The sequence below is a fragment of the Paraburkholderia ginsengiterrae genome (assembly GCF_001645125.1).
Lineage (GTDB): Bacteria > Pseudomonadota > Gammaproteobacteria > Burkholderiales > Burkholderiaceae > Paraburkholderia > Paraburkholderia ginsengiterrae.
The window spans coordinates 85,460-99,539 of the sequence record NZ_LXKA01000338.1 but is presented as its reverse complement, the minus strand read 5'-3'; the positions used below and the strand labels follow the sequence as shown (position 1 = coordinate 99,539).

The window sequence follows — 14,080 nt, the reverse complement described above, 5'->3', positions numbered from 1 at the left end:
CTCTCGATATGGGGAAGCGAAATGCTCGCTGCTGACAGGGGGGGCGGCTTACCAGCGCTTCGTCTTGATGTTGTGCACATGGGCGTGCTCGCCCGCGCTGATCGGTGCGACCACCTTGCCGATATCGACGCCATACTTGAACACGGTGTCGCCAACGGCCATGTCCTTGAGCGCCACCTTGTGGCCAATTGGAATGTCCTGTTTCGCGGCCACGGTCACGATCTCGTCTTCATCCATGATCCACGCGTTCAGTTGCATGCCTGCCTGAATCCCTTCGACGACTGCCACGCCCACCGTATCTCTGGCCTCGTGCAGCACGATGTGGATCGTCTTGCGTTCACCCGTTTCGGCCGCCGTGCTCGCGGCGCCATGTTGTTCTGCTGCTGCATGACTCATCTGCGTCTCCTGGTTGAGTTCGATAAGTGGCCGGTGCGCGCCGCGCGGCGAATCACGTGTCGCCGCCGCGTCGTCGTGTTGAAGTCAATGCTAGGCGTCAAACTCCTGCATGTCAACTAGATCATCTATATGTGTTACATGACTCGGTTATGCCGTAAAATCGGCTCAACGCGTTTCACAAGAATGCAGGGAGAATCATGAGCACCATGACGGAAACGCTGGCTGCCGTTGGCGGTACGCGGTACAAGGAAGTGAAGAACGCGCTGCTGGCGGCGCTCGCCGCGCAAGAATGGAAGGGGGGCGAAGCGATCCCCGCGGAGAAGCGCCTCGCGGAACGCTTTGGCGTTTCGATCGGCACGTTGCGCAAGGCCATCGACGAACTGTGCGCCGAGAACATACTCATCCGGCATCAGGGGCTCGGCACGTTCGTCGCGATGCATCAGCGCGATCGCCATTTCTTCCGCTTCTTTCGCATCGTGCGTAACGATGGGGACAAGACCTATCCCACCGTGAGCCTCGTCAACTTCCGCAAAGCGAAGGCGACACGGGAAGTCGCGGCCCGGCTGCAAACCGGCGAGGGGGCGCCGGTCTTTCAGTTCACGAATCAGCTCGCGCTGCACGGCGTGGTCGTGATCGTCGAGAGCATCGTGGTGCCGCAGGCGCGCTTTCCCGACCTCACGGAAACCGCGCTGCGCAATCGTCCCAGCACGCTGTACAACTTCTATCAGGATTCGTTCGGCATCAACGTGGTGAGCACGGACGAGCGCGTGCGCGTTGGACAGGCGAGCGAGCTCGAGGGCGGTTTGCTCGGACTCGCCTCGGGGGCGCCTGTCCTTGAAGTGGAGCGGGTCGCGTATTCGTACAACGAGCAGCCGGTCGAGTACCGGCTCTCGCATGTGAACACGCAGGAATACGATTACGTGTCGAGCTATGCGCGCCCTTCGAGCGGCGGATAAAGGTTGAGAAAGCGGGGCTTTCCACCTATAAACTTCATCGCATAACTTATCTTCAACACGGCGCTCTCCGGCTGCCCGCAAAGGCAGCCAAAGCTTGCCGTGCAACGCCACGACCATCTCATCGAGATGCCACGTGCATCCGGGTATTCACCCGGCATACGCAAATCAATTACGACTATGCAGCAAATTTCTAACGCGGTGCGTCAGATCGCGCTCATCGCTCTTTTGTGCCTTGTCGGAGGCGCACCTGCATGGGCATTGCCGGGCGCAATAGCCGCCGTCGGCGCAAGCGGTGTGGGCGCTGCGCCTGCCGTGCTTTCGTTGAACGACGCGGTCGCGCAACTGAAGCAGATGCAGGTTGCCCAGGACAAGATCAAACAGCAAGCCGCAACCGCCAGCACGGGCAAAGAGCTGGATGATCTTGCCGCCGCGACCCAGGACCTCAGTGCCGATGTCGATAAGCTGCGCAGCCAGCTCCTGCCTGAGCGCGCGCAGACCCAGGCTCAGCTCGACGTGCTCGGCCCCGCGCCTGCGTCCGGCACCGCGCCTGGCTCGCAGGCGGTCGCGCGGCAGCGGGACACCCTGACTGCGCGCAAGACGCAAATCGATACCATTCTGAAGATGGCGGAGGACCAGCGGGATCACCTCGCCAACCTGACCGACCAGTTCGCGAAGCTGCATCGCAACTTGCTGAAGAACGAACTCGCGCTGCGCTCGGACGGCATTTTTAGCGCGGTGTTCTGGATACCGGTCTTCCGGCGCTCGCCGGAAGACATTCAGCGGCTGGGCACGTTCGCGGGGCAAGTCGACGCCATGCTGGAAGCAGCGTGGCAGCCTGGCCAGCGCGGCACCACGGTGCTGCTGATCGGCGCTGCGCTATTGATCTGGATTGGCGGCCGGTTGCTGCTGGAGCGCGCGTTTGCGTGGGTGTGCCTGCATCGCCTGCCCGCGACGCGTCTGCGCCGCAGCGCCCTGGCGTTTTCGAACGCAATCGCCACGCTGTTTGCCACAGGCATCGCTGTCCAGATCCTGTTTCTGGCGCTGGCACGCCACTACGAACTCAACCCGGCGCTGGACGGCCTGTGGGACGATCTGGTGAAGCTGACGCTGACCTGTGCGCTGATCGCGGGGCTCGGCCGCGCGCTGCTGTGCTGCCGTCATCCTACGTGGCGATTGCCCGCGCTGGCCGACCCGCTCGCGCTCGCCTTGCGGCCGTTTCCAGGCATCCTCGCCGCGCTGCTGTTCGTGTCGGGCGCGCTGGAGTCCATCAACCGCATGGTCGACACCAGCGTCTCCGTGACGCTGCTCGGCCGCGGCATCGTCTCCCTCGTGATCGCGCTGACGGTCGGCGCGGCGCTGCTGCGCGCGAACCACGTACGCGGCGAGCTTGCGGCGTCAGGCGAGGCGCCGGAGTCGCATTCGACAATCGCCGGGCTGATCCACGCCGGCGTGGCGCTCGCGGTCATCGCGTCGTTGATCGCGCTGGCCATCGGCTACATCACCGTGGCGCGCTTCATCACTTACGAGCTCGTGTGGTTCGAGATCGTACTGTGCAGCATCTACGTGCTGACGCGGCTCACCCGTGACGTCAGCGAGGCGCTGTTCTCCGCCAATCTGTCCACCGGCAAGCAGCTCAAGACTCTGCTAGGGCTCGACGACAGGCATCTCGAGCAGGCGAGGACCGTCACGTCCGGTCTCGGCACCAGCCTGCTGATGCTGGTCGCGGTCGTGGCCCTGCTGACTGGCGGATTCGGCACGACTCCCGGCGATCTGTTCAACAGCCTGGTGGCAATAGCCGGCGGCCAGAAGCTGCAGAGCATGCTGAACATCAGGCCGGACCGGATTGTGAACGCGGTGATCGTGTTCGCGGTCGGGCTCTACCTGCTGCGCGCCGTACGCCGGTGGCTCGACTACGAACTCATCCCCGCGCTCGGCATGGACGCGGGCATGCACGCTTCGCTTATCGCGTTGTTCAAGAATATTGGCTACGTGCTGCTCGTGCTCATCACGCTGTCGATACTCGGTGTCCGATGGGACAGTCTCGCGTGGATCGTGAGCGCGTTGTCGGTGGGTATCGGCTTTGGCCTTCAGGAGATTGTTAAGAATTTCGTGTCGGGGCTGATCCTGTTGACCGAGCGTCCGGTCAAGGTCGGCGACATGATCAGCATCGCCGGCGTCGAGGGCGATATTCGCCGCATCAACGTGCGCGCGACCGAAATCCAGCTCACCGACCGGTCGACCATGATCGTCCCCAACTCGCAGCTGATCTCGCAGAACGTGCGCAACGTGACCATGGGCGACAGCACGCAGGGTGTCGCGACGCTGGCGCTGACCTTGCCGCTGGATACCGATCCGGAGCAGGTGCGCGAACTCCTCCTCGATGTCTATCGCGAACACCCGTCGATCCTCGAGACACCCGCGCCATCGGTGACGTTCAGCCAGCTCACTCCGGAAGGCATGATGCTCAGTGTGACGGGTTACGTGGCGAGTCCGCGGATCGCTAGCGCGACGAAGAGTGATCTGTTATTTGTCATTCTGAAACGGCTGCGCGCAGAACAGATTTCACTGTCGAATCCGCGTATGCTGATGGTCCAGAATATGCCGGCGAAGGACGTCTAGCGCTGCCTGGCCCATTTCATCTCTTTGCCGGTGTGCAAGGTGGTCTCTCTCATCAACCTAACTGAAAAGGGACGTGGAGCGATGCAAAGTGAAATGGGCAAGCTGCCCGCGCAAGTGCGCGAGAATCTCGCGAAGTTCGACAGCCGGGTGCTCGTGCTTCAGGGCGGTGGCGCGCTTGGCGCTTACCAGGCCGGCGTGTTTGAAGGCGTCGCGTCATTGGGCTTTGCGCCGGACTGGGTCGCGGGCATTTCGATCGGGGCAATCAATGCCGCGCTCATCGCAGGCAATCCCCCGGAGCGCCGCGTCGAGCGGCTACGGGAATTCTGGAATCGTGCGTCGTCGCACGCTACGTTCATGCCTCCGGCGTCGTTCGACACGATGCGGCCATATTTCAATGCGTGGAGTGCGGCGCAGGTCGTTGCGCTCGGCGTGCCGGGGTTTTTCGTGCCCCGTATGCCGCCTCCTGTCGCTGCGCGGCCCGGCGATCCCTCGACATTGAGCCTGTACGACACACAGCCATTGAAGGCGACGCTCGAGGAACTGGTCGACTTCGATCTCATCAACAGCAAGCACGTGCGTCTTTCGCTTGGCGCAGTCAATGTGCGCTCGGGCGCAACGGTGTTTTTCGACAATACGAAGACGACCATCGAGCCGGAACACGTCATGGCCAGCGGCGCGTTGCCGCCGGGTTTCCCGCCGGTCGGCATTGGCGGCGAGTGGTACTGGGACGGAGGCATATCGTCGAATACGCCGCTATGGTATGTCGTGGACGAGGGCTACCGGAATAGCGCGCTGATCCTGCAAATCGACCTGTTTAGCGGCGCGGGCGCGTTGCCGCAAAATCTCAGCCAGGTGCAGGAGCGCATGAAAGACATCCAGTATTCGAGCAAGTCGCGCTTCGGCTCGGCGCGTATCAAGGAGATCGAAGACTTGCGCGGAGCGCTGCGGCGTGTGCTCGACAAGCTCCCTCAAGAGCTTCATGACGATCCCGACGTGCAGCGGCTAGCCGGAATCAGCACGCGCGGAGCCGTTGCGCTGGTGCACTTCACCAATCGCCACAACACGCGCTCGTCCGACTTCAAGGATTACGAGTTCTCCCGGGCGACTATGAACGATTTATGGGGTGGGGGGCTTGCCGATGTGCGCAGCGCAATCGAAAGAGAGGCGTGGCACAACGTGGTAGAACTCGCAGAGGGAATCCGCATCTTCGACCTTACCCCGCTTGAGGCAAGCTAGTTGGCGTGATTCGCGTGACGGAACAGCACATTGCATTTGACGTGCGGCGCGGGCCGTCGCGACGCGCCCGCGTGAACAGATTAGACGGAAATCCAACCCGCTGAGAATCTTCCGGTTGCAGCCGGGAAAGCACCGTATTTAACACTACCTTGCAATGTGCTTACGCAAAAAATGTTAAATTTGTCCTTAGTATCTCGAAAAGGACAAGCACATGTTGAAGAAGATGACTGGAGTGACGGTTGCCGTTGGCGCAATGGTTTTGATCTCGCTACCTGCGGTAGCCAGCGACGTGAATAACGCCTTGGGCGGCGCAGTGGGGGGCGTGGCCGGCGCGGCGGTCGGCAACGCGATTGGCGGCAGCACGGGCGCGGTGATCGGCGGCGCAGTAGGCGGCGGGGCAGGTGGCGCGGTCACGTCGAACAGCCGCGAGCGCACGGGCGCCATCGTCGGCGGCGCGCTGGGCGGCGGTGCAGGCGCTGCGGCAGGCAACGCAATGGGCGGCACGGCCGGGGGGCTCGTTGGGGCCGCAGTGGGCGGCGGCGCGGGAGCCGCGCTGGGCGGCAACGTTTCGCGCAATAACTCGAATGCCAATGACTACGGCCACGATCATGGCAGCAAACAGAAGCACAAGAAGCACCGCAAGTATCACGACTAATCGGACTAATCGGCGTTTTGCGGCCGCATTTGCCGGCGCGTGAACGGCAGGCCTGATTCACGCTGTCCGCTGTGGCCGCTCGAAGCGGCGTGCGAAATCTCGTTCTTGCCGCCGCTATTCCCCCACGTTCTTCTCTGCCTGAAGAATCCGTTCCCGCACCACACCGATCGCCTGCTTCAGCGCATAGACATCCTGAAGATAGCGCTGCGGCACCCGTATCTGGCCGGCATAGGCGTCGATGTTCTCGATTTCATCGCGCCATTGTGCGATCTGCTCCAGCGTGGGTTGCCGGTTTTTCCATATCTCGTCTTCCAGCGACTTGAGTTCGCGATACCAGGCCACGAAGCGGCCTTTTATCCGCGCCTGCGCCATGCGCGGCAACGCCTGTAGCAGACCTAACAGTAAAGCCATGAACGGCAGCAGGATCAGCAGGCGTCGTTCGATAAAGCTGGCCAGCCAGAATGGCAGATAGCGCTGCAGGAAGGGACGCCCCGATTTGAAGTAACGCGTGCTTTCGTCCGAGAGGGGGAACTCCTCGGTGTTCAGATTTGGAAACGTACCGAGCGGCGTGAAGTAATCTTCGCCGCCGTGCACGGTTTTGGCTGCGTCCAGCAGCAGATAGGCCAGCGCGGGGTGCAGGGTGTCTTTGGCCACGAGCAAAGCCGTGGCGGCCAGCAGGGTGACATCCACCTGTGGAAGGTCGTTGATGATGCTGGTTGAAGCGCGCGGAAAAATAATCCTCGAGAGCGACGGAAATTTTTGCACCAGCGCATCGGCCTGCGCAAAGCTCATCAGCTTCAGATTGCTGTTTAGCAGCGTCGTCTGCATTGGCGCATCGGGTCGGCCGATAAAGAATGCGGCGTCCAGTTGGCCTTTTTCGAGGCCCTGATAGGCATTGTCCGCATCCAGTTGCAGCAGCTTTGTGTTCGCGGCATTGACACCGCTATAGTCGAGCAGCGTCCTGGCAACGTTGAGCAGCCCGCTGCCTGGCACGCCGATCGCAATCCGCTTGCCGCGCAGTTGTGCCAGACGGGTGACGGTTGTGTCGCCGCGATAGAACACCCAGATCGGCTCGTATGAAACGGCGGCGAGGGTTTCCAGGTGGTCGCTTTCTTTGGGACTGGTGGTGCCCGACTGGACAAAGCCCACCTCGTATTCGCTGTCGGGATTCGCCAGCCGCTGATAATTTTCGACCGAACCGGACGAGCTGCGGATGTCGAGCGTGATGCCGTCGCGCTTGAGGATGGGCGCGTAGCGATTGGCAAAGCCGCGATAGATGCCGTTATCCGCCCCGGTCGTAATAACGATGGTGCGCTGGATGGCGGGCTTCAGTATGATCGCGACCGCCCAGCCGAGCGCGGCTAACAGCACGATCGCGCCAATGATGAGCAGCCGCTTGCGCCCCGGCGTCATGGGGGCTTTCTGAATACGGTGAAGGGCTGGGTTGCGCCTGGGCATTGTGCCGTCCTTCCGGTTTGTGCTATCTGGTCGATGCCGCACAGGTACCGGAAGGTCGGCGTTCTGGAAAAGAGCCTTGCGGACCTTCCCTGGCCTGGCGGCTCGCCGCTATCTTCTGGCGCAGGAACTACGCGTGAAACGGGCAGGCAACACGCTGAGCGACGGGCGCGGCCCTGGCATCAGCGCGTGATGGTTACCGTGACAGCCGAATCGTAGCTGATCTGAACATGATCGTGGCGCGCAAGCGAACCCACGACCTTCACCAGCGCGGGGTCGCTCACCTTGATCGTATGAGCGGTACCGGTAGCATCGGCAATGGTCAGGACATGCTGCTTGCGATTGATCGCGGTGAGGTCCACCACACCGCTATTCGTGCGCACGGCCTTGAAGCCGTCCTGTCCGGCAGCCGGAGCGGATTCGGTCACCTTGACAGTGCGGGTCATGCGGGTGAGCGGCGTACCCTTGGCGCGCGTGAGGGCGGTGACGTACGGCTCCTGATAGCTGATGGCGATCTTGTCGCCGACATGGACCCGATCCAGCACGTCGGCATGCTCTTTCGCGTTGAGGCTGAGTTGTTGCCCACCGTTGACTGACACGACGACGAGCGAATTCTGCTTGTCGATGAAACTGATGGTGCCGTTTTCATTATCGACGGTCGCGCCGCTCTGAACGGTGGGCGCCGGTGCCGAAGCGGCGCTATCCGCCGCGGCGCATACCGACAACCACGATGAGAAGCCAATTGCGACGGCGATTGCCGCATATCGCTTGCTGGCGGTCGAACGAGCACTGGAATGGAGAAGCATGGGAGCCCCTTGTTGACTATGTGCGTTTCCGGCCGGCGGAGAGGCGTCAGGCTATGCATCCCGCGCATGACCGGTGAAGCGCAATTTCGATGAGGTAAGCGCAGCGCGGCGGCGCAAGCTGGTGCCGGCCACGCCGCGAAGCAGTGTTACGGTACCACGTTCTGCCACGAGGAATCGGGATCGAACGAGCGGATCGATTCCGCGACGCGTGCAGTCTGGCGCCCGAGGTTTTTCTGATACAGCTGGCCGTCCTGATTGACGATGAAAGTCGTCAGACCCGTCTTGCCGTAATCGGCCGGCCACGCGATCAGCGCAAAGCCCTCGGTCAGCATGTCCTGCTGAACATAGCTGCGTGCGCCACCTGGTGCGTGCGGTCCCTGCGCGCTCAGGATGCGATAGTGGTAGCCGTGGTAGGCGTCGTCGGGCGAGGCATCCTGTCCCATCATCGCGGCGAGCGGCCCCAGCGGACTTTCCGCTTCGCCCTGAGCCGTCGGCCAGTACAGGCCGTCGTGCTTGCCAGGCGTGCTGACGAGGCGTTGTGCGTAGTGCTTCGTCAGGTCGTGATAGTCGTTTTGGGCATCGATATACGCAAGCGTCTGCGGAGGTCCCGTATGGAGCGTGATTGAAAACTGCGGGAATTTGCGGGGAAAGCAGAGGATGGCGTGGGCGCGTAGTCAGTGTCGTTAGTTCGCAATTTAAACATTCGGATTGCGAAGTAGTGTGCAACGTAAACTGCAAGAAGCGCTAAAACTATTCATTGTTCTGTGCCAACAGATCGCTGATCTCATGTGTATGCGGAACGCTCGCAATGGTTCGCGAGCGTTCCACGGCCGGGCGGCTGAGTGAAGGGTGCGGTGACTATCCAGCACCCCATTGAAAAAGCTAGGCTCAGCGCGACGACGACCAGCCCTTGTAGCTGCTCACGTTGTCGCGCGTCACCAGCGTCGAAGGCAGCAGGACCATCGGATTGGCGGGTTTCTTGCCGTTCATGATGCCGTAGCCGATACCCACCGCCGTTTGCGCCATCGCCCATGGGTCCTGGCTGGCGGATGCCTGCACGAGCGTATCGGTCTTGAGCGCGGTTTCGATGTCCGGCGCGCCGTCCACGGAGGTGATCACGATGTCCTTACGATGCAGTTGCTTGGCCGCCAGATCGCTGCCGACCGCTTGCGGGTCGTTGATCGTGAAGACGGCGTCGAGTTTCGGGAAGCGCGTCAGGTAGCCCTGCATCGCGTTCATGCCGCCCTCACGCGAACCCTTGGCGTCCTGATCGTCCGACAGGATCTTGATGCCGGGGTTCTTCGCGAAGACCGATTTGCAGCCGCTCACGCGGTCGAGCACCGCGGAGACCGGCGGGCCATTCTGGATGATGACGTTGCCATGGCCATTGAGCTTTTTGGCGATGTACTCGCACGATAGCTCGCCGGCCTGCACGTTGTTGGTCTGCACGGTGGCGTCCGTGCCGGCCGCGGCCACGTCGACCGCGACCACCACGATGCCCGCCGCGCGGGCTTTCCTGACCGCCGGTTCGATCGCCTTCGGATCCGCTGCATTGAGCAGGATCATGTCGACGTGCGCCGAGATGAAGTTGTCGATCTGCGTGAACTGCTTGTTCATGTCGTAGTCCGCCGATACGGTCGTGACTTTGACATTCGGGTTGATCTGTTTTGCCTTGGCTTCCGCGCCCTTGGCGATGGTGACGAAGTAAGGGTTGCCGAGCGAGCCGACGGTGATGCCGATCGAAGTCAGCGGCTTGTCGGCCGCGCGCGCCGCGGGCACGGTGAGGCCGCAGCCGAGAGCGAGAGCGATGCTGGCGAAGGCGATTTTCTGCTTGAACATGAGACTGTCTCCAGGGTGATTCGTGATGTGTGCCGGGCGCTTGCAGATGGTTAGCGCGACGGCTGTTGCTTCAGGTCAGGATAAGGGTAAGGGTGAGGGCAGAGCATCAGGTACGAGCGGAACCACGCTGGCGGTAACGGTCGAGCGCTACGGCGCCGATGATGACGAGCCCCTTGATGATGTATTGCCAGATATCGGACACGCCGAGCAGCACCAGTCCGTTCGTGAGCACGGCGATGATCAGCGCGCCGATCAAGGTCCCGACAATCGACCCCACGCCGCCCACAAAACTGGTGCCGCCCAGGATGACCGCGGCGATGGCATCGAGTTCGTACGATTGGCCGAGCTGCAGACCGTTGGCCGCATACAGACGGGCGGCGGACATCACCGCGCCCAGCCCGGCGAGCACCCCGGAGGCGGCGTAGACGAAGATCTGGATGCCCCACACCTTGATGCCCGACAGCCGCGCGGCCTCGGGATTGCCGCCGACCGAATAGATCCGCAGCCCGAGCACGGTGCGGCGCAAGATGAACCACGAGAGCACGACCACGGCCGCGGCGATCACCACGAGCCAGGGAACGCCCAGGATCGAATCATTGCCGATGAAGGCGAACGGCAATTGCGGATTGTAGAGGGTCGTGTCATGGCCGATCAGGCGCGCGATGCCGCGCACCGCGGTAAGCGCGCCGAGCGTGACGATGAACGGCGGCAGCCGCAGCAAGGCGATCAGCCCGCCGTTGATGAGGCCGAAGCCCAGCCCGACGAGCAGCGCCACGGGCACGCCAAGCCAGCCCCAGCCGGGAATGTTCGACGCCAGCAGCGCGGTGACGGCCGCGGCGGCGAGCACCGAGCCGACCGACAGATCGATGCCGCCGGTGAGAATGACGAAAGTCATGCCCGCGGCCAGCACAATGTTGATCGACGCCTGCTGCGTGACGATCGACAGGTTCTGCAAGGTGAAGAATCCGTCGGTCCCAATGCCAAAACCGATGCACAGCAGCACCAGCACCGGCAGCATGCCCGCGGTGCGCATCAGCGTCTGCATGCGCTCCTTGTGTTCAATCCCGGCGCGCCGCTTGGACTGGCCTGGTGTCTTCGCGGTGGAGATCGTCTCGACCTCCGGATGCTTGGCGGTGTTGTGCATGTCGTACTCCTGAATATGATGTGGGAATGCTTTCAGCGGATCAGGCGGCTTCGCCCAATGCGGGCCGCGAACCCGTCGCCAGTTCTATGATGGCTTCCTGACTGATCGGCCTGGCGGTGTACCCGCCGAGCTCACCTGCGATCACGCCCTCGCGCATGACCAGCACGCGGTCGGCTACGCCAATGATCTCGGGCAACTCGCTCGAAATGACGATGATGGCCACGCCGGACTTCGCCAGCTCGTTGATGATGCGGTAGATCTCCGATTTCGCGCCGATGTCCACGCCGCGAGTCGGCTCATCCAGAATCAGCACGCGCGGCTGGGTCTGCAGCAGGCGCGAGAGCAGCACTTTCTGCTGGTTGCCGCCCGACAGGGCACCGGCGTTGACCTTCGCATTCGGCACGCGGATGGATAGCGAGGCGATCGCCTCGCGCGCGCGGGTCGCGCCGCGGCTGCGGTCGAGCACGCCCAGGCGTGCGTCGCGGCCGCAGACCGAGACGTTGACGTTGTCGCGCACGCTCATGTCGAGAAAGAGTCCCTGGCGCTTGCGGTCTTCCGTCAGGTAGACGAGGCCGGCGTCGATGGCCTCGCGCGGGGAGTGCAGTGCCAGCGTGCGGCCGTCGATGGCGACCTCGCCGCGCACACGCGCTTCGGCGCCGAAAATCAGCCGCGCCAGCTCGGTGCGCCCCGCGCCGACGAGGCCCGCGATGCCGAGCACCTCGCCCGCGTGCACGTCCAGACTGCAACCGCGCACGCGCCCGGCGTCGGCGACGTCCCGCACCCGCAGCACGACTTTGCCCGGATCGTACGGCGCGTGTTCCTTCTTGTAGAACCCCGAAATATCGCGGCCTACCATCATGCTCACCAGGCTTTCCGCGGTGAGGTCCGCGCGCTCGAGCGTGCCGACATAGGTGCCGTCGCGCAGCACCGAGACGCGATCGGAAAGTTCATAGATCTCGGCCATGCGATGGCTGATATAGATGATCGCCAGCCCCTCGGCGCGCAACTGCCGGATCAGTTGAAAGAGCCGGTCGGTTTCGCGCGAGGACAGCGGCGTGGTGGGCTCGTCCATCACCAGAATGCGGCAGCGGGTATGCACGGCCCGCGCGATCTCCACCAGCTGTTGCTCGGCGATCGACAGCCCGCCCACCAGCGTGTGCGGACCGAAGCTCGCGCCGAGGCGCTTGAGCACGTCCTCGCAATCGCGCTCCATCGTGGCGCGGTCGATCATGCCCCAGGCGCGGCCGCCTTTGCGCAGTTCGCGCCCCGCGTGGATGTTTTCAGCCACCGTCAGATTCGGCGCGAGGCTCAGTTCCTGATAGATCACGGCCACGCCAAGCGCGCGAGCCGCCAGCGGGCCGTCGATCGCCGCCGCCTTGCCGTCGATGAGAATTTCTCCGCCGGGATCGGCCTGATATGCGCCGGACAGGATCTTCATCAGGGTGGATTTGCCTGCGCCGTTCTCGCCCATCAGCGAATGGATTTCACCGGGATGCACGGCGAGGCGCACGTTGTCGAGAGCGCGTACACCGGGAAAGGTCTTGCTGATGCCGCGCATCTCCAGCAGCGCGGATGTGGGCCTAGAACTGGACATGATTCACCTCCTGCGATTGAGCACCGGCGCCTTTGAGAATCCCTGCGCGCGGCGAAAAATTGAAAAACATCGGCAGCGTGGCGGCGCCGATCGCGCCCGCATCGGAGCCGAAGGTGCCGCGCATGAGCGCCGGGATGCCGCGCGCTTCCGGCGCGGTGATCGCGAGAGCGCGGCGCAGGCGCTTCATCAGCGTATCGATCAGGCCGGCGTCGACGTCGGCGTCGATCACCACGACCGGCACGTCGAGCACGCACAGCATCGCGCGCAGGGCGGGCGCGAGCGCGTCGACGCAATCGTCGAGCCATTCGTCGACGGCGGGCAGGCCGCGCGCAATGCTTGCTTCGAGCGCGGCGCGATTCTCAACCGCTTCGCCGCTGTAACGCAGGTGCCGCGTGAGCGCATTGAGCGAGGCGCGCGAAAGCAGGATGTCCCACGGGCCGTTCGGTTGAGGCGCGGACGGCAGACGGCTGGGCGGCACCGGCATCACGCCGATATCGCCGGCATTGCCGCTCACGCCACGCAGACAATCGCCGTCGACGGCGACGCCGCCGCCGATCGCCGGCCCGAGAAACAGATAGGCGAAATCGTCGCATTGGCGGCCGCGGCCGTAGAACAGTTCTGCGATCGCCGCGGCGTTGCCGTCGTTCTCGCTGAATACCGGCATCGACAGCGCCTGGCCGAGCTCGCTGGCGAAATCCGTCTCCGCCCAGGCGCTGAATGAGTCGGCCGGCAGGCCGAGTTCACGCAGCCAGCTGCCCAGGTTGTACGGCTGCGCGATGCCGATGCCGCTCAGCCGTTCGCGCTCGTCATGCGTCAGCAAAGGCAACAGCGCGTGAATATCGCGTTGCACGATCTCGAGCACCTGCGCCGGGTGGGGCAGCACCATGTCATGCGCGTGGCGCCCCAGCACCTCACCGGCAAAATTCACCAGCACTGTTTCCATGCTGGTCCGGTCCAGCCGCACGCCGATGCCGAAGGCGCCGCGGGGGTCGAGACGGATCAGGGAGGCGGGCTGGCCGCGTTGGCCCTCGACCCGGCGGCCGGTGAATTCGATCAGCCTGGCTTCGTGGAGCGACGTGATGATGCTGCCGACGGCCGTGCTCGTCAGATTGGCGAGGCGCGCCAGGTCGGCTTTCGACGCGTGTCCCGCGCGGCGCAGCGCCTGCAGCAGCAGGCGCTCGTTGTAGCGGCGCAGGTTGGCCGAGTTGCTGCCTTGGCCGATATGGGGGCTTCGCACCGTCGTCTCCTGGGCGATGCCCGTTTGGGCCTCGCTTAAATAAATCAAGTTGATTTATTTAATACCAGGTACCGGAGAAAGTCTGCCTAGGGAAATCCCGAGGCGGGCGCCGCGGCCTTGCCGGGCGCGAAAAAAGAAAAAGC

The 14,080-nt window shown here is 63.3% G+C and carries 11 protein-coding genes and 1 pseudogene; 4 read left to right on the top strand and 8 right to left on the bottom strand.

Annotation, left to right across the window (positions count from 1 at the left end; genetic code table 11):
• Window positions 1-48: 48 nt before the first annotated feature.
• Window positions 49-318, bottom strand: a complete 270-nt coding sequence (locus A6V37_RS27215) for a UxaA family hydrolase (protein WP_064271743.1) — start codon at window positions 316-318, stop codon at window positions 49-51.
• Between the two features lie 275 nt (window positions 319-593).
• Between A6V37_RS27215 and A6V37_RS27210 the strand changes: the two genes are divergently transcribed.
• From A6V37_RS27210 to A6V37_RS27195, 4 genes are all read left to right on the top strand, one after another.
• Complete coding sequence (locus A6V37_RS27210; protein WP_064271527.1) at window positions 594-1,352, top strand: GntR family transcriptional regulator; 759 nt, start codon at window positions 594-596, stop codon at window positions 1,350-1,352.
• 177 nt (window positions 1,353-1,529) lie between these two features.
• Window positions 1,530-3,971 (top strand): DUF3772 domain-containing protein, encoded by a 2,442-nt coding sequence (locus A6V37_RS27205; RefSeq protein ID WP_064271526.1) that lies wholly within the window; start codon window positions 1,530-1,532, stop codon window positions 3,969-3,971.
• Between the two features lie 93 nt (window positions 3,972-4,064).
• Window positions 4,065-5,207 (top strand): patatin-like phospholipase family protein, encoded by a 1,143-nt coding sequence (locus A6V37_RS27200; RefSeq protein WP_064271525.1) that lies wholly within the window; start codon window positions 4,065-4,067, stop codon window positions 5,205-5,207.
• A gap of 211 nt (window positions 5,208-5,418) precedes the next feature.
• On the top strand, window positions 5,419-5,862 hold the full coding sequence (locus A6V37_RS27195) for a hypothetical protein (protein ID WP_064271524.1): 444 nt from the start codon (window positions 5,419-5,421) through the stop codon (window positions 5,860-5,862).
• A gap of 114 nt (window positions 5,863-5,976) precedes the next feature.
• Here A6V37_RS27195 and A6V37_RS27190 read toward each other — a convergent pair whose 3' ends face one another.
• The 7 genes and pseudogenes from A6V37_RS27190 to A6V37_RS27160 form a co-directional block, all read right to left on the bottom strand.
• Complete coding sequence (locus tag A6V37_RS27190; RefSeq protein WP_075643567.1) at window positions 5,977-7,320, bottom strand: TAXI family TRAP transporter solute-binding subunit; 1,344 nt, start codon at window positions 7,318-7,320, stop codon at window positions 5,977-5,979.
• Window positions 7,321-7,499: 179 nt separating this feature from the next.
• Window positions 7,500-8,123, bottom strand: coding sequence for a hypothetical protein (locus A6V37_RS27185; RefSeq protein WP_064271522.1), 624 nt, complete (start codon window positions 8,121-8,123; stop codon window positions 7,500-7,502).
• 146 nt (window positions 8,124-8,269) lie between these two features.
• Window positions 8,270-8,719 (bottom strand): annotated as a pseudogene (locus A6V37_RS40205) (DUF2950 family protein); the annotation flags it as partial.
• Between the two features lie 292 nt (window positions 8,720-9,011).
• A complete protein-coding gene (locus tag A6V37_RS27175; protein ID WP_064271520.1) occupies window positions 9,012-9,962 on the bottom strand; it encodes an ABC transporter substrate-binding protein in 951 nt (316 codons plus the stop codon).
• 106 nt (window positions 9,963-10,068) lie between these two features.
• On the bottom strand, window positions 10,069-11,106 hold the full coding sequence (locus A6V37_RS27170; RefSeq protein ID WP_064286487.1) for an ABC transporter permease subunit: 1,038 nt from the start codon (window positions 11,104-11,106) through the stop codon (window positions 10,069-10,071).
• Window positions 11,107-11,146: 40 nt separating this feature from the next.
• Entirely contained in the window at window positions 11,147-12,700 is a 1,554-nt protein-coding gene (locus A6V37_RS27165; RefSeq protein ID WP_064271518.1) for a sugar ABC transporter ATP-binding protein, read from the bottom strand.
• Window positions 12,687-13,937 (bottom strand): ROK family protein, encoded by a 1,251-nt coding sequence (locus A6V37_RS27160; protein ID WP_064286486.1) that lies wholly within the window; start codon window positions 13,935-13,937, stop codon window positions 12,687-12,689. Before A6V37_RS27160 ends, A6V37_RS27165 begins: the two co-directional genes overlap by 14 nt.
• Between the last annotated feature and the right edge of the window lie 143 nt (window positions 13,938-14,080).